We start from the raw sequence: 26,324 nt of genomic DNA, 5'->3' as shown, positions 1-26,324 counted from the left end.
TGACGAGGGTGGAACATTCAGGTTAATCAATCGACTCCAAATCGAGAAATTTTGAAGTATTTTTCTTGTCTATCTAGATATTATTACAGTTTAATTCGCAATGTTAAAGCATAACGTTATGTACATATGGCGTATATTGTCACATTTATATAGAATTACATCAGCCATCATACGACTTGATACTAATATCAATGCGCATGATGACTGACCTAACCCTTGGTCATAGCTTCTGGAACACTGTATTGGAGACGACCCGGATCGGCAGGTTGAAGCCCGTCACAGATTCCGAGTGGCCGATCATCAGGTATCCGCCAGGGCGCAAGCAGTCGCACAAACGTCCGAGCACCTTGGCCTGGGTCGGCTTGTCAAAATAGATCAGCACATTGCGACAGAAGATGATGTCGAAAGGATCTCCCACCGGATAGGTGTCATCCATGAAGTTCAGGCGGGCAAAGCCCACCTTGGACCGCAAGAGCGGTGAGATGCGGACGTTGCGGTTGCCGTTGTAGCGCGACGCATGCACGTATTTTCGACGCAACACCGGCGGCACCGGCGCCAGCATGTTTTCAGGATAGATGCCCTTCTGGGCGGCCGTCAGCACGTCACTGCTGAGATCAGTCGCCAGAATGAAGTAGTTGAGGGGCCGCTTCTCGGCAAAATCCTCAAGCACCATGGCTGCCGTGTAGGGCTCAGCACCAACCGAACAGGCGGCGCTCCAGACCCGCAGCGACGTCCGGCCGGCCTCCATCAGCGAAGGCAAGGCTACCTCGCGCAGGAAGTCGAAGTGCTTGGGCTCGCGAAAGAAATCGGTCTTGTTGGTGGTCACGGCATCGAAGAGATGGATGAGCTCGGCTTCGAGCCCATCCTCTTCGAACAGATACTGGCAATAGGCGTTCAACGTCGGCAGGCCAGTGATACGGAGGCGGCGCCGAAGGCGCCCCTCGAGCATGGTCTGCTTGTTGGGCGGCATCTTGATGCCACTGTAGGCGCTGACGAAGTCCGACAACCGCCGGAAGTTCTTGGGCGACAGCCGGTCGGATGCCGCGTCGGTATCCCGAGCTTCCAGTGCTTGCGTCATGCCACGGCCTCACGTCTCTCGGCTCCGGCCAGCGCAAAGGCGTCGTTGGCCGACAGCAGGCGCGCAAGATCGATCAGCACCACGAAGCCGCTTTCGCGCCGGACGACGCCCTCGATATAGTCGGAGTTCCAGCGGATACCGATATCGGGAGCGCTTTCGATCTGGTCGCTGCGGAAGGCAGCGACCTCGAACACGCGGTCGGCCACCAGGCCGAGCGTCAGAGGACGCTCGGCCACGGTGATGTCGACCACCAGCACCCGGGTCTGCGCGGTGGCGACCGTGGGAGCCAGACCGAGCTTGAGGCGCAGATCGATCACCGGCACACCCTGGCCGCGGACATTGCGCAGGCCCATCAGATAGTCCGGACCGCTCGGAATGCGGAAGGAGGGCTCGAAATCGAGGATCTCCCGCACCACGGTCACGGGGACCGCGAAGACTTCGCTGCCAAGGGCGAAGGTGACGAATTGGGCCTCAAAGGTCGGTTTGGTCATGATCATGCACTTTCGCGGAAGTCGGCATCGTCAGCGTCGGGGCCACCCATGGACATGTCCAGGGCAAAGCCGCGCGCTGCGTCCTGCTGGGCGGCGACCGTCTGCCGCTTGGGAGCAGCGGCCGGCTTCTTGGCCGGAGGAGGCATGTGTGCCACCGGATGGGCCGGCTTGGAGCTGCGTTGCGGCTGACGCTTGGCCTGTGCCGGCTTAGCCGAACCGGCGTTGTCCACCTTGAAGAAGGCGATCGACGACTGCAGTTCCTCGGCCTGGGCGGCCAGTTCTTCCGACGTCGCCGACATCTCTTCGGAGGCGCCTGCATTCTGCTGCGTCACCTTGTCGAGCTGCTGGATCGCCAGATTGATCTGCGAGGCGCCGATGTCCTGTTCGCGGCAGGCGGCCGAGATTTCCGACACCAGTTCCGCCGTCTTGCGGATATCCGGCACCAGACGGTTCAGCATTTCGCCGGCCTGCTGGGCGGACTTCACCGTGTCCGACGACATCTGCGAGATCTCGGCGGCAGCGGCCTGCGAGCGTTCGGCCAGCTTGCGCACTTCGGAGGCCACCACCGCAAAGCCGCGGCCATGTTCGCCGGCGCGCGCCGCTTCCACCGCCGCATTCAGGGCGAGCAGGTCGGTCTGGCGGGCGATTTCCTGCACGATGCCGATCTTCTCGGCGATGGTGCTCATGGCCTTGACGGCCTGGGACACCGCGTCGCCCGAAAGCTCGGCGTCCTTGGCCGACTGGCGGGCGATCTTCTCGGTCTGGGCGGCGTTGTCGGCGTTCTGCTTGATGTTGGAGGCCATCTCTTCCATCGAAGAGGAGGCTTCCTCGGCCGACGAGGCTTGCTCGGTCGCGCCCTGGGCAATCTGCTCGGAGGCCGACGAGAGCTGCTGGCTGCCGGCAGAGACGTTGTCGGACGCGGTCATGGCGTCGGCAACCACCGAGCGGAGGCGCTCGACCATGTTGAGCAGCGACTCGCCCAGGATGTCCTTGTCCGACAGCGGCTTGGGGGTGACCGTGAGGTTGCCCGCCGCGATCTCGGTGGCGACACCTGCGGTTTCACGCAGGTTGGCGGTCATGCGCTGCATGGCGCCGATCAGGTCCTTGATCTCGTCGTTGGCCTTGTGCTCGACGTCATGGGTCAGGTCGCCGATGGCAACGGCCTCAGCCAGCTCGACGCCACGCTTGAGACCACGGGCGATCGAGAGCGACATCCAGATGGCGATGACGACAGAGAAGAGCGCGACGATCGCAATGAACACCAGCATGAAGCTCTTGGAAGTCTCATACTGATCGTTGGTGGCCAGGTCGGTCGCCTTCATATCGGCGATGATCTGGTCGGACATAGCGGCCAACTGGACGATCACCTTGTTGTTCAGATCCCGGCCGGCATGCATGCTGATGTCTGCAGCCTTCGCATTGGACTCCGTCGTGTTTTCCTGGCCGAGAGCGATCATCTGCCGGCGCAGCGGCAGTATCTGGTCGTAAAGGCCAGAAAACACGCCCGTCGCCTGCACCACCTCTGGGTTCGTCGACGCCTTGAGCTTATCCATGTAGGCGCGGACGTCTTCTTCGGCCTTGGCTGCCGACTTCACGAATGCCTCGATTTCCGTGGCACTGGTGTTCATGATGATGTTCTTCTCGGCACGGACGCCGTCGTTGTAGGCGACGCTAAGCCCGCGGATATTGTTGAGATCGGCTGCGGGACCTGCCACCAGTTCAGAGATCGCCGTGTTCAGCGACGAAAGATTGGTGATCGCCATAACTGCCATCGCCGCGACGAGCGCGATGACAAAGGCAAAGGAAAGCGCAAGCTTCAACTTGATTGTGATACGCATGGACTTGACTTTCTCAAGTGAGAGACTTGTCTGATGGCCCTGTTTTTCTTGATGTTACTTCCTGGACTCCGACCTACCTGTCACCAGTCAGACAGCGCGGCGAGTCGAGGCGAAGATCGCGCGCAAGTCGGGGAAGATGATGAACTCCCCTTCGCGCTTGATCAGGCATTCAATGAATTCGGGCGGCCATTTCATGCCGACGCGCGGCGGCGGCTCGCTGGCAGCCCGGGACAATGTCGTGACTTCATTTACCTTGTCGGTGCGAAGTCCGACGAGCGACTCCACGCCGTCGAGGTCCATTTCGACCACGACGATGCGGCTGTCGATGGTGGCCGCGGCAGGTTCGACCCCGAGAGCGACACGAATGTCGGCGAGCGGGATGACCTTGCCGCGAAAGTTGATCACGGCGCTGACGAAGGGGCGGCTGCCGGGAACCTTGGTCTCGGGCATGAGATCGAGGATCTCCCGGACGATGGCCGCCTCGAGGGCGAAGGTCTCGCCCGCGATGTCGAAGGTCAGCGCTTCCAGTTCGCCGTCGTCGGACCAGGGCGGCGTTGCGGTCTTGAGGGCGAGATTGCTCATGCGATTGCGCGCAGTTGCGCCTCCTGCTGCTGTCCCACCGCCACCAGATTGGCGACGTCGAGGATCAGGGCCACGCTGCCGTCGCCAAGAATGGTGGCGCCGGTGAAGGTCGTCACGTCGTCATGCAGCTTGGACATGGACTTGATGACGGTCTGGTGGTCGCCGATGATCTGATCGACCACGAGGCCGACGCGTTCATTGCCGGTGGAGACCACCACCACCTTCTGGAAGGGATCGGGCTGGGTGCCGGTCGCGAAGAGTTCGCGCAGGCGGATGAAGGGCACCAGGCTGCCGCGCAGGCTGAGGAAGCTGCGACCGCGCGAGCGGAAGTCTTCTTCCAGCGACAGTTCGAGGCATTCCTCGACCGCCGGCAGCGGGATGACGTAGCAGCCCTGCCCGACGCGCACCAGGAGGCCATCGATGATCGCCAGCGTGAGCGGGATGCGCAGCGAGACGGTCGAACCTTCGCCAAGCTTGCTGGAAACATCGATGGTGCCGTGCAGGGACTCGATGGTCTTCTTGACCACGTCCATGCCGACGCCACGTCCGGACAGGTTGGTGACCTGCGCCGCGGTCGAGAAGCCCGGCTGGAAGATCAGCTGCAACAGCTCGCTGTCGCTCAGCTCCTGGCCCGGCTGGATCAGGCCGACGGCTTCCGCCTTGGCTCTGACGCGATCGCGGTTGATGCCGCGACCGTCGTCACTGACGGTGACGATCACTTCGCCGCCCACCTGGCGGGCCGAGAGGGTGATGCGGCCGGTACCGGGTTTTCCAGCCGCAACGCGGTCGGCTTCCGGCTCCAGGCCGTGATCGGCGGCGTTGCGGACGAGGTGCACCAGCGGATCGGCGAGACGCTCGATCACCGTCTTGTCCATCTCCGTGCTTTCGCCATCGGTCATGAGTTCGATGTGCTTGCCGGTGTCGCGCTGCAGGTCATGCACCAGACGGCGATAGCGGTCGAACAGAGTGGCGACCGGCACCATGCGCAACACCATCATGGTGATGCGCAGCTCGCTGCACAGGCGCTCCATCTCCTCGCTGACCGTGCGCAGCTGCACGTCCATGCTGCCGGCGGCGATCTGCGACAGACGCGACTGGGCGATGACGAGTTCGCCGACGCGATCCATCAGTTCGTCCAGGCGCTCGGCGGGCACGCGGACGCTTTCCGTCTTGCGGCGCAGCCGGGTGTCGGCAGCCGCTTCCTGACGCGCGACGTCCGCCTGTGAGGGCACAATCTCCGGAACCGCGCGCTCGGGCACCGTCTCCGCCACCGCCACAGGGGCCTGCGGCACGGGCAGTACCGTGACGTTGGACGCCTGGCTGGCGTCAGCAACCGGAGCCACGGCGCCGGTGACTTCCTCCATCTCCAGGGTCATCTCGTCCATGACGAAGATGAACACATCCTCGATCTCGGCGCGGGAATGCGTGGTCTTGAGGATCACGTCCCAGGACAGATAGAGTTCGGTGGGGACCAGATGTTCCAGCGGCGGGATGCGGCTGCGGTCCGCCTTGACCTGGCAGTCACCAAGCTCACGCAGCTCGTCGAGCAGCGTCAGCGGATTGGTGCCGTTGATCATGGCGTTTTCGGGCAGCACGATCTTGAGGCGCCAGGTCGTGGCATCTGCCGGAGCGGTCGGAGCGGCTTGGATGGCCACCGGAGCGACGGCGACGGCGGCAGGCTCCTGGCTGGCGGCGCCACCGGTCACGGCCCGCTGCAGCTGGTCGAGAAGGATGCGCTCTTCTTCCGGATCTTCTCCGAACTGGTCCTCCACCAGCGCCCGCATGTGGTCACGAGCCGCCAGCACGGCGGCGACCAGTTCGGGTGTGGCCGGAGCAAGCCCCTTGCGGACCCGATCGAAGGCGGTTTCGCAGTGGTGGGTGAAGGCCGCGAGGGCGTCGAAGCCGAACATGGCGCCCGAGCCCTTGAGGGTGTGCAGGGCGCGGAAGACGGCGTCGATCAGCGATCGGTCGTCCAGGCGATGCTCAAGGTCGAGCAGGCCCTGCTCTATCTGCTCCAGCAGTTCCGCCGCTTCGATGCGGAATATCTCGGATGGGTCCAGGTTACTCATCTGCCGAGTACCTTCTTCACGAGTTTGACGAGCTGATCCGGCTCGAACGGTTTGGTCAGCCAGCCGGTGGCGCCGGCTGCCTTGGCCCGGTTCTTCATGCCCGGGTCGGATTCGGTGGTCAGGAAAAGGATGGGCACGCCCGTCTGGTTCGGCAGGCGCCGCAGCTCCTCGATCATCCTGAGGCCATCCATGTTGGGCATGTTCAGGTCGGTAACGATCATGTCGAAGCGGGCGGCCTTGGCCTTGTTCAGGCCGTCGAGACCATCCACGGCTTCCGTGACCTTGTAGCCAGCCCCGGTCAGGGCAATACGCGTCGTCATGCGAACGGACATCGAATCGTCAACAGTCAGGATGCTCGCGCTCACTGTACAGTCTCCTCATGTAGCCAGAATTGTAGGTCATTGCGCGACGCATCGGTCAGCAGACCGCAGCGATCGAGAACCTCGCGAAGATTTCCTTTGGCTGGGCTCGCAAGCGCGATCGTCTTTCCGGATACTTCCGCCTTCACTCTCGCAGCTTCTACAAGCTGAACGAAGCTTATATCGGAAACCGCATCGTCCGGAACGACCAATGAAATGGATTCGCTTTGATCCAGAACCTCAGCGAGCTTTCCATGAACGATTGATATATCCCGAACCGAGAGGTTTGATGGTAACTGCACAAGCGTTCTATTCGCCATCTCATCACCCCTTTAACATTACCCAAACATTGCATTACATGCCTAAACAATACTTTAAAAATAACCTCGGTCTTCCTACTTATCAAAAAATTTTTATTCTATTTCTCCCCCGTTATCGACTAGAACAGAGCATCGTCAAAATTGTCATCATCATCTATTGCTTTATTTACTTTCGTTGACTGCGCAACTTCTTCGAGTCCCAAAGGCAGGATATCGCGATGAATGTCGCGTTCGCTGGCCATGGTGTATACGCGATAAAGTTGTATCGAGAAGTCCTTGAGGCGAGCATCGAAGCCCCCCGTCCGGGCGAACACGGCGCCGGGGCCGAACATCTTGCAGCAGTCCTCCAGCGCCTCGCCCAGGCCATGGCGGAAGTCGACTTCGCCGGCGATTCGGCCGATGCGATCGGCGACGGCATCGGAGTTGCGGGTCACCTCGAGCATGTGCCGATCGGTGAGCTGGCTTGCCTGGCGCAGGGCGGCGGCGGCGGCGTCGATCTGGCCAACCAGCCCCTCGGGGGCTTCGCCGCTGGCATCGATGGCGGCCGCGGCTTGCTGCATGGCCGCAAGCCGGCTCAGGATCCCCTCGGCCGCCACACCCAGGCGGGCGGCATAGGTGTTCATTTCCGCCGCGATGACACCGACCGCGCGCCCCTTGGGGCCAAGTCGGTTGGACCGCAGGTAGGCGTTGATGGCCAGGCAGCGAATGTCGTCGCGCACATTGCGCAAGTTGCCGATGCTGCCCATGTTGCTCAGCAGTTCGTTGGCGACCTTCTTGGTCGCCACATAGGCGCCGGTTGCCTTGTGCCCAGCCTCCTCGATGTCGCGCACAAGGCCACGGGCCATGGACACGCCGTGCTCGATGGCCTTCATGGGATCGGCGCCGTCGGAGCGAGCGCTGCGGGTCAGCTCGACAATGCGGCTGGCCTCCACGGCAAAGCCTTCGATGTTGCTGACGATCGCTCGGGTCTGCACCACGAAATCATGGGTCAGCGATGAGGTCTGCGCCGACAGGAGGTGCCGGCCGACCTCGTACCCATTGGCGGGCTCGGCGAGAGCCGGTTCGGCAAGCGCCTCCGACAGCATGGCGATGCCCGCATGCACATGCTCGATGCGCTGACGGGTGACATCGCCGATCTGCAGCGCCGACAGCGCCGAGCTGACCTTGCCCTGCACACCGCGCGCAACCACCTCGGCGCGCTGGGCCAGCTTGGCAAGATCCCGGCCGCGCTGGCGCACACCGTCTGCCGCTTCCTGAAGCAGCCTGGCTGTGGCGGGAGCCTTTTCGGCAATGCCGATCGTCCCATGGTCCTCGCAGGCCAGTGAAAGCTGCGCGGCAAGCTCGTTCACGCGGACCGAGAAGATGCCAACCTGCTCGGAGGCATTGGCGACATAGTTGGCCACGTCGTCGGCAAAGCCGGCAAACTCCGGAATGCCGGCGCCGGCAATGCGTGTTTCGATGGCGCAGGTGGCAAGGTAGCGCAGTTGCCCCTGCATCTCCCGGATCAGTGGCGGGATGGCGCGCGCATCGGCCAACACGCCGGCCAACTGGCTCCGCGTCGCGCCTTCGCTTGCGACCAGCGCCTGCATGCCGGCCATGGTGGAAATCAGGTTGGCCGCCGCTTCGTCGGCGGTATCACCAAGCGCACCGGTGACCCCTTCAAGGGAGTCCATGAGGCCGGAGACAATGTCGAAGGCCGACATCAACGCCGCGCCGCCCTTGAGGAAGCGTTCCTCGATCAGCACCCGCGCGGCCTCAAGACGCTCGGCCAGCGGGCGCAGGTCGGTCGCGTGGGTCGTTTCAGGTCGCTTGAGAAGATCCAGATCCATCAATTGGTGCCCCTGAGTTTCACGGTGTCAGCGGCCTCGGCCGATGAATTTTGGGCTAGCCCCGTCGCGTCGTCGGGGACATCGCTGATTGCCTGGGCGATGCTCAGTATTTCCGGCCACCTCTGGCAGAAGATCTCCACGCAGGCCGGATCGAAGTGGCTGCCGCTACCCTTGACGATTTCCGCATAGGCAGCTTCCGGCGGCCAGGCCGGCTTGTAGGGACGGACCGAACAAAGCGCGTCGAAGACGTCCGCAACCGCCGCGATCCGCGCGGCGATGGGGATGGCCTCCCCCTTCAAGCCGCGTGGGTAGCCGGAACCATCCCACTTCTCGTGATGGCCGGAGACAATGCTCTCGGCGATGCGCAGCAGTTCGGAGGCGCCATCCTCCAGGATGCGGACGCCGAGATTGACGTGCTCGCGCATCTCGCTCATCTCTTCCGGCGTGAGCCGTCCGGGCTTGCCCAGGACGGCATCGCGGATGCCGATCTTGCCCACGTCATGCAGCGGCGCGGCGAGATAGATCATGCGGCAGAAGGCTGCGTCGAAGCCCAGTCCCTCGGCGATGATGCGGCAGACGCTGGCCACGCGCGAGATATGGGCGCCGGTGCCGCCGTCGCGCATTTCGATCGCCCGGGCCAGCCGCCAGATCACCTCTTCCTCGCGATTGGCAATGGCCTCGGTCGCACGCGCGACGGCCTCGGTCAGCCGTTCGGCATGATCGGCCAGGTGCACATGGGCGCGACGCAGGCTGAGAAGATTGGTGACGCGGGCGCGCATCTCGAAGGGATCGAACGGCTTGTTGAGGAAGTCGTTGACGCCCGCCAGCACGGCCTGCAGCCTGAGTTCGCTGTCGCGCTCGGCCGTGATCATCACGATGGGGATGGTCTTGTAGGCCTCACGGGCTCGGAGGGCTTCGGTCACTTCAAGACCGGTCATGCCGGGCATGAGATAGTCGACGACCACCAGATCATATTGCCGCCCGTCACAGAGCTGCAGGGCGGTCTCCGGGACGTCGCAAAGGTCCACTTCGAGCCCGGCCAGATCTTCGAGAACACGCCCCATCCACACGAGCACGGACTTGCTGTCGTCAATGATCAAGGCCCGCATGCTGCGGCCTGGCTCGAGGCCTTGCCAGTATGGGTTGGAGAGGTCCGCTATTGTCATCGACTTCCCGCTCAAATTCTTCGGCGAGAATTGGCTTGCAAATCTTTCGAGAGGAAACCGACGGAAGAAGAGCGCTGCACTTCCCCTGTCTAAAGCTGCCTCTCATAGCTACGGCCCACCGCTGCGACGCCCGATCTCTCTTCGGACATGCCGCTGGACCACCCGCCGTTCAGCCCTCCGCTCTTCTGCAGATCGCGGGCATTCTGCACGCGAAAAGAGAATCCGAGGACATCACAGGCGACGCTCATTTACCAATCCCCTAGAGGCCCGATGCTTAACTTTCGTAATTGTTACACGAAACGCCATGCACCCAAACTCAAGGAACAAGATCCACGGAAATGGTGAAATATTTATTGTAGCAATTTTGAATATCTTGATTTTTGTTTTGTTAGTTCATGTGCTTATCCATATTGATGGCAGTTTTTACTACTTTGGAGAGTCATTTTAAGGCCTGTAATTGTTACCTGCACGCAAGATCGCTGAAACTAGATTCAGATTCTCATATTGATCGGGCAGCGCGAATGCTTCTATAAGTTGTATCAGCCATGCTTAATTTGCGCAGCAATATGCTGTCCGTCCGAGTCCTGCCCCCCGAAAAGTTGTCTGGGTGATTCAATTATTGAACGACGTTCAAAATCGATCCCCAGCGACGCCACGGACTCGTCGATGGAGGCGACTTCAAAGGAATCTAACTGTGGTTGCAGGATGCAGCCTAGCTGTGAAGCCCCGGCGCCTCGTGGCCCGTGCGGGCAACATATTCGGTGTAGCCGCCACCATACTGGTGAACGCCGTCATCGGTAAGTTCGAGCACGCGATTGCTGAGTTCTGCGAGAAAATGCCGGTCGTGGCTGACGAACAGCATGGTGCCCTCGAAACTGGACAGCGCCGCGATCAGCATCTCCTTGGTGGCCATGTCCAGATGGTTGGTCGGCTCGTCGAGAACCAGGAAATTCGGCGGATCGTAGAGCATCTTGGCCATGACCAGGCGCGCCTTCTCGCCGCCCGAGAGGACACGGCACTTCTTCTCCACGTCATCGCCGGAGAAACCGAAGCAGCCACAGAGATTGCGCAGCGAGCCGATCGAGGCCTGCGGGAAGCTCGCCTCAAGTGATTCGAAGATGGTGGCGTCGCCGTCGAGCACTTCCATGGCGTGCTGCGCGAAATAGCCCATCTTGACGCTGGCGCCGATGGTCACCGTACCTGCATCGGGTTCGCCCGTGCCGGCCACCAGCTTCAGCAGCGTCGACTTGCCGGCGCCGTTGACGCCCATGACGCACCAGCGTTCCTTGCGGCGCACGTGAAAATCCAGCCCGTCATAGATCACGCGGCTGCCATAGCGCTTCTCAATTCCCTTCAGCACCACCACGTCGTCGCCTGAGCGTGGCGCCGGCGGGAAATCGAAGGAGACCGTCTGCCGCCGACGGGGCGGCTCGACCCGGTCGATCTTTTCGAGCTTCTTCACCCGGCTCTGCACCTGTGCGGCATGGGACGCGCGTGCCTTGAAGCGCTCGATGAACTTGATTTCCTTGGCCAGCATGGCCTGCTGGCGCTCGAATTGCGCCTGCTGCTGCTTTTCGTTCTGCGCCCGCTGCTGGGCATAGAACTCATAATTGCCCGAATAGGTGGTCAGCTGGCCGCCGTCGATCTCGATCACCTTGTTGACGATGCGGTTCATGAACTCGCGGTCATGCGAGGTCATCAGCAGCGCGCCCTCATAGCCGCGCAGGAACTGCTCCAGCCAGATCAGGCTTTCGATGTCCAGATGGTTGCTCGGTTCGTCGAGCAGCATCACGTCCGGGTTCATCAGCAGGATGCGGGCAAGCGCCACGCGCATCTTCCAGCCGCCCGACAGCGCGCCCACATCGCCGTCCATCATCTCCTGGGTGAAGCTGAGGCCCGCCAGCACTTCGCGCGCCCGCCCCTCCAGCGCATAGCCGCCCAGTTCCTCGAACCGCGCCTGCACCTCGCCATAGCGCTCGATGATGGCGTCCATGTTGTCGGCCTGGTCGGGATCGGCCATGGCGCCCTCGAGCTCGGCGAGTTCGGCCGCCACAACGGACACCGGTCCGGCGCCGTCCATCACCTCGGTGACGGCGCTGCGCCCGGCCATGTCGCCGACATCCTGATTGAAATAGCCGATGGTGATGCCGCGATCGGCAGCCACCATCCCTTCGTCGGGAAGATCCTCGCCGGTGATCATGCGAAACAGCGTGGTCTTGCCCGCCCCGTTCGGCCCCACCAGACCAACCTTCTCGCCCCGCAGCAAGACGGCGGACGCCTCGATGAACAGGAGGTGATGACCGTTCTGCTTGCTGATGCTGTCGAGACGAATCATGAATGCGCGAACCCCACGGGAGAAACTCAGGGCCCGTCCTTAAGCCATGTTGCGCCGCATCGGAAGATCTGCAGCCTGCAATCTACGCACAGATCCGCAGCCGAAGCACACAAACGGCTCGAGACGCTTGCCTCTCCCATGGGCGCAGGCAAAGCGACGCGACGAGGTCGCTGCGGCTGAACTCATGCGCGCCCATCTCGAGCATTCTCGCGAAAGCCTGTTCGGCGGCGGGCTCATCAATTTGCGCATGCCCTGAGGGGGGGCGCCTTTCGCCAGGGCGATCGTCAGCCGAAAGCCTGGCTCACCAGTCCATAGGTGCGCGGGGCGCCCGGCTCGGCGCGGTTCGGGTCGGCGAAATGGCCGCCCTGCGTCATCGTCAGCACGGTGTCGAACACGGGCATGCCCGCGTCGGCAAGGAAGGCGTTGAACGGCCCGCTCTCGCGGTGGGTGTCGATGCGCAGGAAGCGGCCGGCATGCTCCACAACAAACGGAGCCACCACGACGCGGGCGGTATCGTCGCTCTCGGCCACAACCGGTCCGATCACATGGCCACGGCCGAAGCCGCGGCAGAAGGCGAAGGCGACGAGGCGGCCGGCGCGATAGAGGCCCAGGGCGGCCGACTTCTCCATGAGGGCCGTCAGAAGCGGGCCGCGCGGCGCGCCAAAGGCGGCCGCATCGAGCGCAGTGATCTCGTCGAGATCGCCCGCGTCCAGCGCCCGCATCTGCAGATCGGCCGGCAAGGCCGGCAGGCAAGCGGGAACAACCGCCTCGCCCTGGCACTGGTAGACGGTCTGTGCCGGCTTGAAGTCGAGCGACAGATAGAGCCGGCGCGCGGTGCGCGTCGCATTGAGGCGCAGGGAACGGTTCCCGCATTCGCCGAGCACATGCTGCATCAGCCAGTTGCCGGTGCCCATGGCCTGCAGCCGCGGCGACGTGATCACCATGCCAACGGTGGCAAAATCGTCGCCTTGCGGAAACCACATGGCCGAACCCAGTGTCCGGCCGATCTCGTCGAGCGCGACAACGCCGCGACCGTTCTCGCGCAGGAACTGCCAGTCTTCAGCCCGATGGGGCCAGCCGACCCCGATGGAAAGCGCGTGCAGTTGATCGAGATCGGCCCTGTTGATGTCGACGACCCGCATCTCGAAGGCATCGACGGCGAGGGCGTCGGGCGGAACATCCGTCATCGTCTCGTCCATGGCCGTCCTCCCGATTGCGCCGCATCAGCCCTGCCAGACGAAGGCCGGGCAAAGCCGGCTGCACGTCATTTCTGCCTCAATCTAGCCGGAGCACGCAACAGATTGCACCGCAAAGGCGGGGGCCGGCGGCATTTCCAACCAAATCGCGGCCGCATTCGGCACGATCTCCGCGCCGGGCATCCTACCATCTGCTCGTGCATCGCCCCAATCGGATGGTACGCCCCGCAAGGGCCAGTCCGATTGGATAAATCGTGGCACAAACAAGAAAATCGAGTGCACGGAATACCGTTCAAGGTGAATCTTCTGACTGAATCAGTGCACTAGAACCGACCCTGGCGGCCCACCCGTCCGGGGCGATCCGCATCCTGCAAGAGCCAGCCACATCCCATGACCGTCACCGACATTCTCCGTCGCCTCATCGGCTTTCCTTCCGTCGTCGGCCGGCCCAATGGCGACATTGCAGGCTGGATTGCCGACTATCTTGAAAGCCACGGCGCCAAGGTCCAGCTCCTGACCGGGCCCGAGGGCGACCGTTGCAATCTCTTCGCCAGCCTCGGACCGGCCGATGTGCCGGGCTATATCGTCTCCGCCCATATGGATGTGGTGCCGGCGGGCGAAGCCGGCTGGAGCACCGATCCCTTTGTCCTGCGCGCCGATGGCGACCGGCTCTATGGCCGCGGCACCTCCGACATGAAGGGCTATATCGCCGCGGCACTGGCTGCCGTGCCGACGATTGCCTCGCTCAAGCTCGCCCGGCCTGTCCACTTCGCCTTTTCCTATGACGAGGAGGCTGGCTGCATCGGCGTGCCGCATCTCATTGCCCGCCTGCCCGAGCTCTGCGCCGCGCCGCTCGGCGCCATCATCGGCGAACCGAGCAGTCTGACGGCAATCCGCGCCCACAAGGGCAAGGCGGCCGCCCGCCTGACCGTGACCGGTCGTCCCGGCCACTCGTCCCGCCCCGACCTCGGCCTCAACGCCATCCACGCCATGGCCGACGTGCTTGCCGTCGCGGTCCGTACCGCCGACTCGTTGACGGCGGGACCGCTCGACGAGGTTTTCGCGCCGCCCTATTCCTCGCTGCAGGTCGGCACGATCGGCGGCGGCCGCGCCGTCAACATCATCCCGGACAGCTGCGTGATCGATCTTGAGGCGCGGGCCATCGCCGGGGTCGATCCGGCCAGCCTGCTCGCCCCGGTACGCGCGGTCGCCGAAGGCCTTGTTGGCCGGGGCTACGGCGCCATCTGGCAAACCCTCAGCGCCTATCACGCCCTGTCGCTGCCGGCAGACGCCCCGCTGGTCGGCCTGCTTGAGGCTCTGACCGGTCGCCCCTCCATCGCCGCCGTGTCCTATGGCACCGAGGCCGGGCTCTACCAGGCCGCCGGCATCCCCGCGATCATCTGCGGTCCCGGCGACATCGACCGGGCCCACAAGCCCGACGAATACATCCGCGCCGGCGAACTGTCCGAAGCCGAAGCCATGATCGCCGCGCTCGGTCGGCACTGCGCGCTCTGATGCGCCAACAGCCCGCTCCCCGACAGGCGGCGCCTCGCGGCGCGACGCCTGGCGTCACCCCTTGGCCAGAATGAAAGGTTGCCCATGCCCACCGCTTCCGAGTTGCTCGTCACGCTGGAAACCGCCCCCACCTTCCCCGCGAAGGACGGTCTCCCCCTGCCGGAACGCCTGATCGCCGGCGCCCCCACCTTCAAGACCTGGGCGCTCGACGAGGCCAAGGACGGCAAGGTGCTCACCGGCATCTGGCTGGCAACGCCAGGCGAAACGCGCTCCATCAAGGGCGAGGTCTTCGAGTTCTGCTACATCCTCGACGGCCTTGTCGAAATCACGCCCGACGGCGGTGTGCCGGTCACCTATCGCGCCGGCGACAGCTTCCTGATGAAGCCCGGCTTCACCGGCGTCTGGAAGACCGTGGAAACCGTGCGCAAGATCTATGTGGTGGTGAACTGACGCTCCAGAGGGCAGATCGGCGCGGCAGAACAAAGCTCTGTGCCTGCTGCCGCTTTCAGGAGATTTGACCGTCGGCGGGGCGGCAAGCGCAACCCCATGCGCCGCCCCTCGGCCTAGGCTCACGGCACCGGTTCCTTCCGGCCCATCCGGAGACAGCCCATGAGCCTCAGTTTCGACCCCGCCAGCATCGACCTGCCCAACGGCCATTTCATCGGCGGGCGTCTCCTGCCCGCCGAGGGGCGCATTGCCATGCACCGGCCCTCCGACGGCGTGGCCTATGCGGCTTGCCCCATCGCCGACGCCGAGGTGGTGGATGCTGCGGTCGCCGCGGCGAAAGCCGCGCTCAAGACCAGCAACTGGGGCGGGGTACGCCCGCGCGAGCGCGTCAACGCGCTGCATCGCTTTGCCAACCACATCGAGGCCAATGCCGAAACGCTCGCCAAGCTCGAAGCGCTGTCCTCCACCCGCCCCGTCGGCCAGCTTGTCGCCGGCGACATTGCGGTGACTGCCGAGCAGATCCGCTTCTTTGCCGAAATGGCCGACAAGGAGGGGAGCGCCGTGGTCCCCACCGACGAGGCGAGCTTCGGCATGATCCTCGACGAACCCTATGGCGTCGTCGGCGCCATCACGCCGTGGAACTTCCCCCTCTCCATGGCCGGCTGGAAGCTCGGCCCGGCCTTGGCCGCCGGCAACGCCGTGGTGATCAAGCCCTCCGAGATGACGCCCTTCTCGACCATCCGGCTCGCCCAGCTGGCGGTGGAAGCCGGCCTTCCCGCGGGGCTCATCAACGTGGTGCTGGGTGACGGGCAGACCACGGGCACGGCGCTGACCGGGCACGCCGACGTCGCCAAGGTGTCCTTCACCGGTTCGACGGCGGCAGGCTCCGCCATCATGGCCAACGTAGCCCGCACCGGCATCAAGCCGATGACGCTGGAACTCGGGGGCAAGTCGCCGCAGATCGTCTTCGCCGATGCCGATCTCGACAAGGCCGCCGGAGCCATTGCCGGATCGGTCCTGGCCAATGCCGGCCAGGCCTGCGTCGCGGGCACCCGACTGATCGTCGAGGAAAGCGTGGTCGCCGCCTTGTCGTCCGCCATCATCGACCGCCTGCGCAACGCGCGACCGGGCGTCACCTGGGATGCGGCGACCACCTACTCCCCCGCCATTTCCGCGCTCCAGCGCGGGCGCATATCGGCCATCGTCGAGGCGGCGCGGGCCAGTGGTGCGACCTGCGCCACCGGCGGCAGCTTCATGGATCACCCCGGCTATTTCTACGCGCCGACGCTCCTGACCGGCGTCGATGCCGCCTCGCCGGCCGTCACCGAGGAGATCTTCGGTCCGGTGCTGACGATGCAGACCTTCACAAGCGAGTCCGAAGCTCTGGAGCTCGCCAGCCACCCCACCTATGGGCTCGCCGCCGGTCTCTTCACCCGCGATCTCACGCGCGCCCTGCGGATCACCCGGGCGCTCGAAGCAGGCACCGTCTGGGTCAACCGCTACTCGCGCTCGCGCGACCACATCCTGCCGACCGGCGGCTACAAGCGCTCCGGCATCGGCAAGGATCTGGGCCGCGAGGCCTATCACGCCAACCGGCGCTCCAAGAGCGTGCTGATCGGACTCTGAGACCGCCATGAAAAGCTATTCCATCGCCCTGATCCCCGGGGACGGCATCGGCCAGGATGTCACCGAAGCGGCCTGGGACGTGTTGCAGGTCGCGGCCAAGGCCGGCGACTTTTACCTCGAGGGCACGGTCTTCCCCTGGTCCTGCGCCCATTTCATGGAAACCGGCGCCATGATGCCCAAGGACGGCATCGAACTGTTGCGTCGCTTCGACGCCATCCTGCTGGGGGCCGTCGGCTGGCCGGCCCAGGTGCCCGACAGCGTCTCGCTGCACGGCCTGCTGCTGCCGATCCGCAAGTCCTTCGTGCAATATGCCAACATGCGCCCGCATCGGCTCCTGCCCGGCGTGGAAGGCCCGCTCAAGGCATCGGCCTTCGACATTCTGTGCATCCGCGAGAACACCGAGGGCGAGTATTCCGGCGCCGGCGGCCGCGTCCATCAGGGCACGGCCGACGAAGTGGCTGTCGAGACCGCCATCTTCACCCGCACCGGCGTCGAGCGCATCCTGCGATTTGGCTTCGAGCAGGCCCGCGCCCGGCGCGGCAAGCTCGCCTCCGTCACCAAATCCAACGCCCAGAAGCACTCCATGGTGTTCTGGGATGACGTGACGCGCGAGCTTTCCGCCGCCTATCCCGACGTCGAGGTGACCAGCTACCACATCGACGCCATGGCGGCGCGCATGGTGATGGCGCCCGAAACCCTCGACGTGATCGTCGCCTCCAACCTCTTCGGCGACATCCTGACCGATCTCGGTGCGGCCATCCAGGGCGGTCTCGGCTTCGCCGCCTCGGCCAACATCAACCCCGACCGCAGCGCGCCCTCCATGTTCGAACCGGTGCACGGCTCGGCGCCCGACATCGCCCATCTCGGCGTCGCCAATCCCATCGCTGCCATCTGGTCCGGCGCGCTGATGCTCGACCATCTGGGCGAGAAGGATGCCGCCGCCCGCGTCATGGCGGCCATCGAGGCCACGACCGCGCGCGGAATCGGTACGCGCCCGGGCCGCGACCGCACCGAGACCATCACCGCCGCCATCCTGTCCGCCCTCTCCTGATCCTCCGAGGTAGCCCCATGCACATGCTCAACGACAAGGACCTCTTCCGTCAGGCCGGCCTCATCGGCGGGTCCTGGTGCGCCGCCGCCTCGGGCAAGTCCATCGACGTCATCGATCCGGCGACGCAGACCGTGCTCGGCACCGTGCCCGACATGGGGGCCGACGACACCCGCGCCGCCATCGCCGCCGCCGCGGACGCCTATCCTGCCTGGAAGGCGCGCCCCCATGCCGAGCGCGCGTTGCTGCTCGAACGCTGGCACAGCCTGATGCTGGCCCACGAGGCAGATCTAGCGCATATCCTGACCCTCGAGCAGGGCAAGCCGCTCGCCGAGGCCGCCGGCGAGATCCGCTATGGCGCCTCCTTCGTCAAATGGTTCGCCGAGGAAGCGCGCCGCATCGGCGGCATGACCATCCCCTCGCCGACGCCCGACCGCCGCATTGTCGTGCTGAAGGAGCCGGTGGGCGTGTGCGGCATCATCACGCCGTGGAACTTCCCCAATGCCATGATCACCCGCAAGGTGGCTCCCGCGCTCGCCGCTGGCTGCACCGTGGTAATCAAGCCGTCGGACTTCACGCCCTATTCGGCGCTCGCCATTGCCGTGCTGGCCGAACGCGCCGGCATTCCCGCCGGCGTCATCAACGTGGTGACCGGCCTGCCCATGGCCATCGGCGCCGAGCTCATGGCCAACGAGACGGTGCGCAAGCTCTCCTTCACCGGCTCCACCCGCGTCGGCTCGCTTCTGATGCGCGGCGCCGCCGACAGCGTGAAGCGCCTGTCGCTGGAGCTGGGCGGCAACGCCCCCTTCATCATCTTCGACGATGCCGACCTCGATCTTGCGATCGAAGGCGCCATTGCCTCCAAGTTCCGCAACGGCGGCCAGACCTGCGTCTGCGCCAACCGCATCCTGGTGCAGGCCGGCGTCTACGCCGCCTTTGCCGAAAGGCTGGTCGCCCGCGTCAACGCCATGAAGGTCGGCCCCGGCCTTGAGCCCGGCGTGTCCATCGGCCCGATGATCAACGAGGCGGCCATCGCCAAGATCAACCGGCATGTGGCGGACGCCCTCGCCAAGGGCGCCACCATCGCCTCCTCGGCCAAGGTCGCCGCCAAGGGCGCGCAGTTCACCGCGCCGCTGGTGCTGACGGGTGCGACCACCGAGATGATGCTGGCGCATGAGGAGACCTTCGGCCCGGTCGCCCCGCTGTTCCGCTTCGAGACCGACGACGAGGCGATCGCCATCGCCAACGCGACGCCCTTTGGCCTCGCCGCCTATTTCTATACCCAGAACCTCAAGCGCTCCTGGCGCGTCGCCGAGGCGCTGGAAGCGGGCATGATCGGTCTCAACACCGGCCTCATCTCCACCGAAGTCGCCCCCTTCGGCGGCGTCAAGCAATCCGGCCTCGGCCGCGAAGGCTCGCAGCTGGGCATCGAGGAATATCTCGAAACCAAGACCTTCCACATCGGGGGGCTGTGAGGAGCGCCAGGCAAGACCGGAGCAAGGCGGTGGGCGGGGACTGCCACCGCCAATCTATTCGTCTCTTAATGCCTGATCTGAGAACTTGCCCGTGGCCGTATCGCGATGCACTGCCTCTATTGCCTTGCGCAACTGTGTCATCGTGAAGTTGGTCGGCCTGCCTTTCGGCGCGAGGATGACGACACCATCGGGCATTGTTCCCAGCGCGCGGGGGGCGCCTGAGGTAGTTGATCGCCGGACAGGTTTGCTTGCCGTGACCTTGCTCATGCAGAAAATATTGCACCGGTTGCCGCGAAAATCAAAACAATCTATCCGTCACTTCACCCAGTCCACCATCTTGTAATAGAGGCCCACCAGCGGCAGGAACCACGGTTTGCCGAAATGGCCGGGAACGGCTGGCCAATCGAGTCCATCGAGAGGATTGCGGTTGGGGCGGCCGAGGATGGCGTCGGCCATGGTCATGCCGAGATGGGTCGACAGCTGGGCGCCGTGGCCGGAGTAACCCATGGCGTACCACAGGCCGTCCTGATGACCGGCGCGGGGAAAGCGATCGGCCGTCATGTCGACAAGGCCGCCCCAGCAATAGTCCACCTCCACCTTGGCCAGTTGCGGAAAGACGCGGGTCATGGCGGCCTTGAGGATCGCGCCGCCGAGGGCGTCCGAACGCTGATCGGACCGGGCCGAAAAGCGCGCCCTGCCGCCGAAGATGAGCCGGCGATCGGGGGAGAGGCGGAAATAGTTCCCGATATTCATGGAGTTGACGCAGGTGCGATTGCCCGGCATCACCGCGTTCGCCTCCGCCTCCGTCAGCGGACGCGTTGCGATGATGAAGCTGCCCACCGGGATGATGCGCCGGCGGAACCAGCTGAAGTTGCTCGTGGTATAGCCGCCGGTGGCCAGCAGCACCTCGCGGGCCGTCACCGTGCCCTTGTCGGTGGCGATGCGCTGCCGTCCCGCCTCTTTAGCCACCGAAGTGACGCACGCCTGTTCGTGGATCACCGCCCCGTGCCTAAGCGCGGCGTCGGCAAGGCCGGCGACGAACTTGCCCATATGCATCATCGCGCTCTTCCTGGAGAGCATGGCGCCGTGAAAGGGCGCGCCCACCTCGGCCTCGAGCTCCTGGGCCGACAGCAGCGCCGTGTCGGGATCGACCTCGGCGTGGATGGCCTCGAAGTTGCGGGCGATGGCCGGGAAGTGCTTGGGCTTGGAGGCGAGTTTCAGTTTGCCCGCCCGGCGGAAGTCGCAGGAGATTGCCTCTTCGGCGATCAGGCGTTCCAGCGTGTCGATGCCCTGATCGAAGGCCTTGTAAAGCGCTGTCGCCCGCTCCCGTCCAAGCTCGGCCTTGGCGGCGAGGTAGGAATGGGCAAGGCCGTTGTTGAGATGGCCGCCATTGCGCCCGGAGGCGCCGGCGCCGATGGCGTCGGCCTCCAGCACGATCACCCTGGCGCCGGCGCGCGCCAGCTGCAGCGCCGCGCCGAGACCGGTGAAACCGCCGCCGATCACCGCCACGTCAAAGTCGCCCTCGGCGGCTCCCACCGCCCCACCCTGAAAGCGCGGCGCGGTGTCATGCCAGTAGGAGAGAAATTTCATGGCGGCAGCCTCCCTTTTCCCGATCAGATGCCGAAGACGCCGGGCAGACCGGAAATGTCGTTGATTTCCCGATAGCCGTAATAGGGATTGGCCGGCTCATGGCCGCGGTTGACCCAGACCTTGTTGCGAATGCCGAGGTCATGGGCCGACATCAGGTCGTAGCGGAAGGACGAGGAGACGTGCACCACGTCCTCCGGCCCGCAGTTCAGCATGTCGAACATGTATTCGAAGGCCTTGAAGTGGGGCTTGTAGGCGCCTGCCTGCTGGGCGGTATAGACCGCATGGAAGGGGGCACCGAGCTGGGCGACATTCGAGGGGATCTGCGCGTCCATGGCGTTGGACAGGATGACCAGCGGAATCTCCTTGGCCACCTTGGCCAGTCCGGCGGGCACGTCGGCATGCGGCCCCCAGGTCGGCACGCGATTGTAGACGAATGTGCCGTGCTCCGGCTTGAAGGACATGCCGTTGCGCTTGCAGCTGCGTTCGAGCGCATTGTGGACCACATCCGCATAGGGCTTCCAGGCATCCATGACTTCATCGAGCCGGTAAGCCGAGAAATTCCGAATGAATTCAAGCATCTTCGGCTCGGACAACTCCGCGCCATAGAGATCGCGGGCCGCTTCCGCCATCTGGAAGTTGATCAGCGTACCGTAGCAGTCGAAGGTCACGTATTTCGGGCGGAAATGGCTCATGGTCCTCGTCCGTATCTGAAGATGGGCTTGAAATCCGGGCCGCTTTCGATGAGGCACCGCGATTGAAGAAAATTATAGGGCGGCCCCGCAGCATAAGATGCGGCATTGCGCCGGAGCTACGGCGGAAGATGTCGTCCTTCGGCCCGCCTTCAGACGATCCGTCCCCGACGGGCACAGCAGACTGTTTGCACAGACAGCCCGTGCCGACGGCTCCACCGGGAGCGTGCGAGGACCCCGATCATGCAGACAGACACCATATCCCTCACCGCGCTCGGACCGTTGCATCTTGACGGTGCGCTGCGTCTGTCCCGGGCCGCCGGCTGGCCGCATCGCGACGCGGATTGGCAGATGTCTCTGGCGCTGGGCCAGGGCGTCGCGGCCGTGGACGCGGCCGGCGTCGTCGTCGGCACCATCCTCGTGACGCCCTATCGCAGCAGCGCTGCCACCATCAACATGGTCATCGTCGACGAGGCGCTGCGCGGGCGTGGTCTCGGCCGCCGGCTGATGGAGGCTGCACTGGATCTTGCGGGAAATCGCCCGTTGCGCCTCGTCGCGACGCAGGAAGGCCTGCCCCTCTACGAGAAGCTCGGCTTTGCCGCCGTCGGCTCCATCGCCCAGTTTCAGGGCGTGGCAGGCGAAGTGGCGCCACCGTCCGGCCTGCGCGCCGCGACCGCGCAGGACATGGCCGCCATCTACCATCTCGACCGGCAGGCCACCGGCGCCGACCGCGAAGGTCTCATCGCCTATATCGCCAATGTCGGCAGTTTCGTCGTGCTGGCGCGGGCCGGCGCGATCGTCGGCTTTGCCGGCCTGCGCTGCTTTGGCCGCGGGGAGGTGATCGGCCCGGTGGTGGCCGAGAACGCCGCCGACGCGCGCCGACTGATCGCCCATTTCCTCGCCGCGCGCAGCGGTGCCTTCCTGCGCATCGACACCGGTGCCGACGCCGAGCTGGCCGCCTTCCTCGCCCAGCACGGCCTCACGCGTGTGGGCGGCGGCATTGTCATGCAGCGCCCCGTTGCGGCGCCCGCGCCTCAATCCGTTCACGTCTTCGCCCTCGCCAGCCAGGCTTTCGGCTGAGCCCGTCCCTCGTTCACGCCGCGCGCGCGGCCCTGCTCCCATCCGGAGACTCCCATGCTTGCCAACTCACTGATCGAACTCGACCGCGCCCATCTCATCCATCCCGTGGCCTCCTATCGCGGCCATGAGGCGGCGGGTGTTCGGCTGCTTGCCTCCGCCAAGGGGGCAACCGTCACCGACGCCACCGGCCGGCAACTGGTGGACGGCTTTGCCGGCCTGTGGTGCGTGAACGCCGGCTACGGGCAGGAGAGCATCGTTGAGGCCGCCACGCAGCAGATGCGCACGTTGCCCTATGCCACCGGCTATTTCAGTCTCGGCTCGGAGCCGGCCGTCCGGCTTGCCGCCGAACTGGCGGAACGGGCGCCGGGCTCGCTCAACCACGTCTACTTCACCCTCGGCGGCTCGGACGCCGTCGACAGCACGATCCGCTTCATCCGCTATTACTGGAACGCGCTCGGACAGCCCCAGCGCGACCAGTTCATCTCGGTTGAACAAGGTTATCACGGCTCATCGGTGGTCGGCGCCGGCCTGACCGCCCTGCCTGCCTTCCATGCAGGCTTCTCGCTGCCGCTCGCTTCCCAGCACAAGATTCCGTCGCACTACAGCTACCGCAACCCTGTTGGCGCGGATGGTGCTGCCATCATCGCCGCGTCACTGGCCGCCCTTGAGGCCAAGATCGCCGAACTGGGCGGGCCGGACCGGGTTGCGGCCTTTTACGCAGAGCCGATCCAGGGCTCGGGTGGCGTCCTGGTTCCGCCGGACGGCTGGATGAAGGCCATGCGCGCCCGCTGCGCCGAGCTCGACATTCTCTTCGTCGCCGACGAGGTCATCACCGGCTTCGGGCGCACCGGCCCGCTGTTCGCCTGTGAAGACGATGGCATCGTGCCCGACCTGATGACCGTGGCCAAGGGCCTCACCTCGGGCTATGCCCCCATGGGCGCGGTGCTGATGTCCGACCATGTCTACAACACGATCGCCGACGGGGCCGGCAAGGCGGCGGTCGGCCACGGCTATACCTATTCGGCCCATCCGGTCAGTGCGGCGGTCGGCCTTGCCGCCCTGAAACTCTACGAGGATGGCCTGCTCGACAATGGTCGCCGCGCCGGCGCCCGCCTGATGGCCGGGCTCAACGGCCTCAAGGACCACCCCCTGGTGGGCGAGGTGCGCGGACGCGGCATGCTGGCCGCCATTGAACTGGTCACCGACAAGGTCGCCAAGACGCCATTGCCCGCCGCCGCCGAGCCGGCGCGGCGCATCTTCGATCGCGCCTGGGCCAACGGCCTGGTCATCCGCGCCTTTCCCACCGGCGTGCTCGGCTATGCGCCGCCGCTGTGCTGCACCGACGCCGACATCGACGCCATCGTCGAGCGAACGGCGCAGACGCTGGACCAGACATTGGCAGATCCGGATGTCCGCGCTGCGCTGCAGCAGAAATAGGCGCGATCAAAATGGCGCCATGGCGCAAGTCCGAAATACTGCGGACCCGGACCTCAACGCAATATTGTGCTGCCTGAGCCCCCGAAATCAGAGACTCCGGTGCTGCCGATCGGCGAAACTTGAGGGGAGGAAGACAACAAGGCTTCCAGAAAGCCGCTCCGCAGAGCCACAGGTGCCACGGAAAAGCGGCTGGAAGACCCCGGGATCGAGACGCGGCGCGGCCGCGATCGAGGGTAGACGCCGAGATGAGGCCGACAGGGTGGCCGCAATCACGGCGGGACGGACGTTCCCAGGCGGAACGTGACAGCAGAAAATGCCGGACCAGCCGTCCGGGATTGCACAGGGGATGAAGCGATTTCGCGTCCGGGGGCAGGACGACCCGCGACAGCGCGCTCAACTTCGGCGACCAGCTTCGGCCCAACCGGCCGAGGCCAAAACGAACCAAACAAAGAGGGGACAAACATGAGCGACAAGATCACCAACTGGACCCGATCCGACGACGCCATGGTGGAAGGGGCCATCCGCCGCGGGGCCTCCCGCCGCGATCTCATGAAGATGCTGCTGGCAAGCGGCGTGGCGCTGTCGGCCGGCGGCGCCGTGTTCGGCCGCGCCACCTCGGCTCTGGCGGCCACGCCCAAATCGGGCGGTGCGCTCAAGGCGGCCGGCTGGTCGTCGTCGACCGCCGACACGCTGGACCCGGCCAAGGCCTCGCTGTCCACCGACTATGTCCGCTGTTGCGCCTTCTACAATCGCCTGACGATCATCGACAAGGATGGCGTCACGCACATGGAACTGGCCGAAAGCATCGAGTCCAAGGATGCGCAGACCTGGACGGTCAAGCTCAAGACGGGGGTCACCTTCCACGACGGCAAGGATCTGACCGCCGACGACGTCATCTTCTCGCTGCAGCGTCATCTCGACAAGGCCACCGGCTCCAAGGTCGCCAAGATCGCCGCGCAGATGCAGAGCTTCAAGGCGGTGGACAAGACCACGGTCGAGATCACGCTCGTCGCCCCCAATGCCGACCTGCCGACCATTCTCGCCATGCACCACTTCATGATCGTGCAGAACGGGACGACCGATTTCTCCAAGGGCATCGGCACCGGCGCCTTCAAGCGCGAGGTGTTCGAACCGGGCGTGCGCTCGGTCGGCCTGCGCAACACCAGCTATTTCAAGGACGGCCCGCACGTCGACTCCTTCGAGTATTTCGCCATCAGCGACGACAATGCGCGCGTCAACGCCTTGCTGTCGGGCGACATTCACCTTGCCGCCACCATCAATCCGCGCTCGCTGCGCATGTTCGAGGGTGTCGACGGCTTCACGCTGTCCAAGACCACCTCGGGCAACTACACCAATCTCAACATCCGCCTCGATCAGGGCTTCGGCGCCAAGAAGGAATTCGTCGAGGGCATGAAGTATCTGGTCAATCGCGAGCAGATCGTCGCCTCGGCCTTGCGCGGCCTCGGCGTGGTCGGCAATGACCAGCCGATCTCGCCCGCCAACTTCTTCCACAACGCCGATCTGAAGCCCAAGGCCTTCGATCCCGACAAGGCCAAGTTCCTGTTCGACAAGGCCGGCGTGCTGGGCGAGACCATTCCGGTCATCGCATCGGAAGCTGCCAATGCATCGGTCGACATGGCCATGATGATCCAGGCCGCCGGTGCCGAGATCGGCCTGAAGCTCGACGTTCAGCGCGTGCCGTCCGACGGCTACTGGGACAATTACTGGCTGAAGGCGCCGATCCACTTCGGCAACATCAATCCGCGTCCGACGCTGGACATCCTGTTCTCGCTGCTCTACAGCTCCGACGCGCCGTGGAACGAAAGCCAGTACAAGTCGCCGAAGTTCGACAAGATGCTGCTCGAAGCCCGCGCCTCGCTCGATCAGGACAAGCGCCGTCAGCTCTATGCGGAAATGCAGGTGATGGTGGCCGACGAAGCCGGCACCATCATCCCCGCTTACCTCTCCAACGTCGACGCCACCACGTCCAAGCTGAAGGGCCTCGAGCCGAGCCCGCTGGGCGGCCAGATGGGCTATGCCTTCGCCGAGAACGTCTGGTTCGACGCTTGACGCAACGCTCCCCGGAGCCTGACCACGCGTGGTGCGAGAGGAGCGGCCCTAGCGGCCCTCTCGCACCGGACAGGCTCCGGCCCC

At 64.6% G+C, this 26,324-nt stretch carries 21 protein-coding genes; 8 read left to right on the top strand and 13 right to left on the bottom strand.

The annotated features are described in order from the left end of the window. Nucleotides 1–220 precede the first annotated feature (220 nt). The 11 genes from L2I41_RS03975 to L2I41_RS03925 all read right to left on the bottom strand — a co-directional run bounded on the left by L2I41_RS03975 (nucleotide 221) and on the right by L2I41_RS03925 (nucleotide 13,266). Nucleotides 221–1,078, bottom strand: a complete 858-nt coding sequence (locus L2I41_RS03975; RefSeq protein WP_237152216.1) for a CheR family methyltransferase — start codon at nucleotides 1,076–1,078, stop codon at nucleotides 221–223. Further along, the gene (locus L2I41_RS03970) at nucleotides 1,075–1,575 is read right to left on the bottom strand and encodes a chemotaxis protein CheW (RefSeq protein ID WP_237152215.1); all 501 of its coding nucleotides are present in this window, start codon (nucleotides 1,573–1,575) and stop codon (nucleotides 1,075–1,077) included. Before L2I41_RS03970 ends, L2I41_RS03975 begins: the two co-directional genes overlap by 4 nt. Next, on the bottom strand, nucleotides 1,572–3,407 hold the full coding sequence (locus L2I41_RS03965; RefSeq protein ID WP_237152214.1) for a methyl-accepting chemotaxis protein: 1,836 nt from the start codon (nucleotides 3,405–3,407) through the stop codon (nucleotides 1,572–1,574). The genes L2I41_RS03970 and L2I41_RS03965 overlap by 4 nt, the downstream gene beginning before the upstream one ends. A gap of 87 nt (nucleotides 3,408–3,494) precedes the next feature. Continuing rightward, nucleotides 3,495–3,989, bottom strand: a complete 495-nt coding sequence (locus tag L2I41_RS03960; RefSeq protein WP_237152213.1) for a chemotaxis protein CheW — start codon at nucleotides 3,987–3,989, stop codon at nucleotides 3,495–3,497. Continuing rightward, complete coding sequence (locus L2I41_RS03955) at nucleotides 3,986–6,058, bottom strand: chemotaxis protein CheA (protein WP_237152212.1); 2,073 nt, start codon at nucleotides 6,056–6,058, stop codon at nucleotides 3,986–3,988. The genes L2I41_RS03960 and L2I41_RS03955 overlap by 4 nt, the downstream gene beginning before the upstream one ends. After that, complete coding sequence (locus L2I41_RS03950) at nucleotides 6,055–6,423, bottom strand: response regulator (protein ID WP_237152211.1); 369 nt, start codon at nucleotides 6,421–6,423, stop codon at nucleotides 6,055–6,057. The genes L2I41_RS03955 and L2I41_RS03950 overlap by 4 nt, the downstream gene beginning before the upstream one ends. Next, nucleotides 6,420–6,737 carry a hypothetical protein gene (locus L2I41_RS03945; RefSeq protein ID WP_237152210.1) on the bottom strand — a complete coding sequence of 106 codons (318 nt, stop codon included), beginning with the start codon at nucleotides 6,735–6,737 and terminating at the stop codon, nucleotides 6,420–6,422. Before L2I41_RS03945 ends, L2I41_RS03950 begins: the two co-directional genes overlap by 4 nt. Before the next feature lie 119 nt (nucleotides 6,738–6,856). Then, the gene (locus L2I41_RS03940) at nucleotides 6,857–8,566 is read right to left on the bottom strand and encodes a hypothetical protein (protein WP_237152209.1); all 1,710 of its coding nucleotides are present in this window, start codon (nucleotides 8,564–8,566) and stop codon (nucleotides 6,857–6,859) included. Then, the gene (locus L2I41_RS03935) at nucleotides 8,566–9,675 is read right to left on the bottom strand and encodes an HD domain-containing phosphohydrolase (RefSeq protein ID WP_237152208.1); all 1,110 of its coding nucleotides are present in this window, start codon (nucleotides 9,673–9,675) and stop codon (nucleotides 8,566–8,568) included. The genes L2I41_RS03940 and L2I41_RS03935 overlap by 1 nt, the downstream gene beginning before the upstream one ends. 769 nt (nucleotides 9,676–10,444) lie before the next feature. Continuing rightward, nucleotides 10,445–12,067 (bottom strand): ABC-F family ATP-binding cassette domain-containing protein, encoded by a 1,623-nt coding sequence (locus L2I41_RS03930; protein ID WP_237152207.1) that lies wholly within the window; start codon nucleotides 12,065–12,067, stop codon nucleotides 10,445–10,447. Between the two features lie 284 nt (nucleotides 12,068–12,351). Beyond that, nucleotides 12,352–13,266, bottom strand: coding sequence for a GNAT family N-acetyltransferase (locus L2I41_RS03925; RefSeq protein WP_237152206.1), 915 nt, complete (start codon nucleotides 13,264–13,266; stop codon nucleotides 12,352–12,354). Between the two features lie 387 nt (nucleotides 13,267–13,653). Here L2I41_RS03925 and argE point away from each other — a divergent pair, with 387 nt between their 5' ends. From argE to L2I41_RS03900, 5 genes are all read left to right on the top strand, one after another. Continuing rightward, nucleotides 13,654–14,778: an acetylornithine deacetylase gene (argE, locus tag L2I41_RS03920; protein WP_237152205.1), complete on the top strand. Its 1,125-nt coding sequence runs from the start codon at nucleotides 13,654–13,656 to the stop codon at nucleotides 14,776–14,778. Between the two features lie 84 nt (nucleotides 14,779–14,862). Further along, nucleotides 14,863–15,228 (top strand): cupin domain-containing protein, encoded by a 366-nt coding sequence (locus L2I41_RS03915; RefSeq protein ID WP_237152204.1) that lies wholly within the window; start codon nucleotides 14,863–14,865, stop codon nucleotides 15,226–15,228. 159 nt (nucleotides 15,229–15,387) lie between these two features. Continuing rightward, complete coding sequence (locus L2I41_RS03910) at nucleotides 15,388–16,851, top strand: aldehyde dehydrogenase family protein (RefSeq protein WP_237152203.1); 1,464 nt, start codon at nucleotides 15,388–15,390, stop codon at nucleotides 16,849–16,851. Between the two features lie 7 nt (nucleotides 16,852–16,858). After that, on the top strand, nucleotides 16,859–17,902 hold the full coding sequence (locus L2I41_RS03905) for a tartrate dehydrogenase (RefSeq protein ID WP_237152202.1): 1,044 nt from the start codon (nucleotides 16,859–16,861) through the stop codon (nucleotides 17,900–17,902). Nucleotides 17,903–17,919: 17 nt separating this feature from the next. Continuing rightward, nucleotides 17,920–19,374 (top strand): NAD-dependent succinate-semialdehyde dehydrogenase, encoded by a 1,455-nt coding sequence (locus L2I41_RS03900; protein ID WP_237152201.1) that lies wholly within the window; start codon nucleotides 17,920–17,922, stop codon nucleotides 19,372–19,374. A gap of 315 nt (nucleotides 19,375–19,689) precedes the next feature. On the opposite strand, the gene L2I41_RS03895 is transcribed toward L2I41_RS03900, so the two are convergent. After that, complete coding sequence (locus L2I41_RS03895; protein WP_237152200.1) at nucleotides 19,690–20,964, bottom strand: NAD(P)/FAD-dependent oxidoreductase; 1,275 nt, start codon at nucleotides 20,962–20,964, stop codon at nucleotides 19,690–19,692. A gap of 23 nt (nucleotides 20,965–20,987) precedes the next feature. Continuing rightward, a complete protein-coding gene (locus L2I41_RS03890; RefSeq protein WP_237152199.1) occupies nucleotides 20,988–21,656 on the bottom strand; it encodes a haloacid dehalogenase type II in 669 nt (222 codons plus the stop codon). Between the two features lie 240 nt (nucleotides 21,657–21,896). On the opposite strand from L2I41_RS03890, the gene L2I41_RS03885 reads away from it, so the two are divergent. The 3 genes from L2I41_RS03885 to L2I41_RS03875 all read left to right on the top strand — a co-directional run bounded on the left by L2I41_RS03885 (nucleotide 21,897) and on the right by L2I41_RS03875 (nucleotide 26,240). Further along, nucleotides 21,897–22,733, top strand: a complete 837-nt coding sequence (locus L2I41_RS03885; RefSeq protein WP_237152198.1) for a GNAT family N-acetyltransferase — start codon at nucleotides 21,897–21,899, stop codon at nucleotides 22,731–22,733. Between the two features lie 54 nt (nucleotides 22,734–22,787). Continuing rightward, nucleotides 22,788–24,170, top strand: coding sequence for an aspartate aminotransferase family protein (locus tag L2I41_RS03880; protein ID WP_237152197.1), 1,383 nt, complete (start codon nucleotides 22,788–22,790; stop codon nucleotides 24,168–24,170). A 462-nt stretch (nucleotides 24,171–24,632) separates the two neighbouring features. Further along, nucleotides 24,633–26,240, top strand: a complete 1,608-nt coding sequence (locus tag L2I41_RS03875) for an ABC transporter substrate-binding protein (protein WP_237152196.1) — start codon at nucleotides 24,633–24,635, stop codon at nucleotides 26,238–26,240. The last annotated feature ends 84 nt before the right edge of the window (nucleotides 26,241–26,324 follow it).

It is taken from the genome of Oryzibacter oryziterrae, assembly GCF_021864535.1.
Taxonomy (GTDB): Bacteria; Pseudomonadota; Alphaproteobacteria; order Rhizobiales; family Pleomorphomonadaceae; genus Pleomorphomonas; species Pleomorphomonas oryziterrae.
The sequence above is the reverse complement of the archived record's forward strand: the minus strand, read 5'-3'. Positions and strand labels throughout refer to the sequence as shown.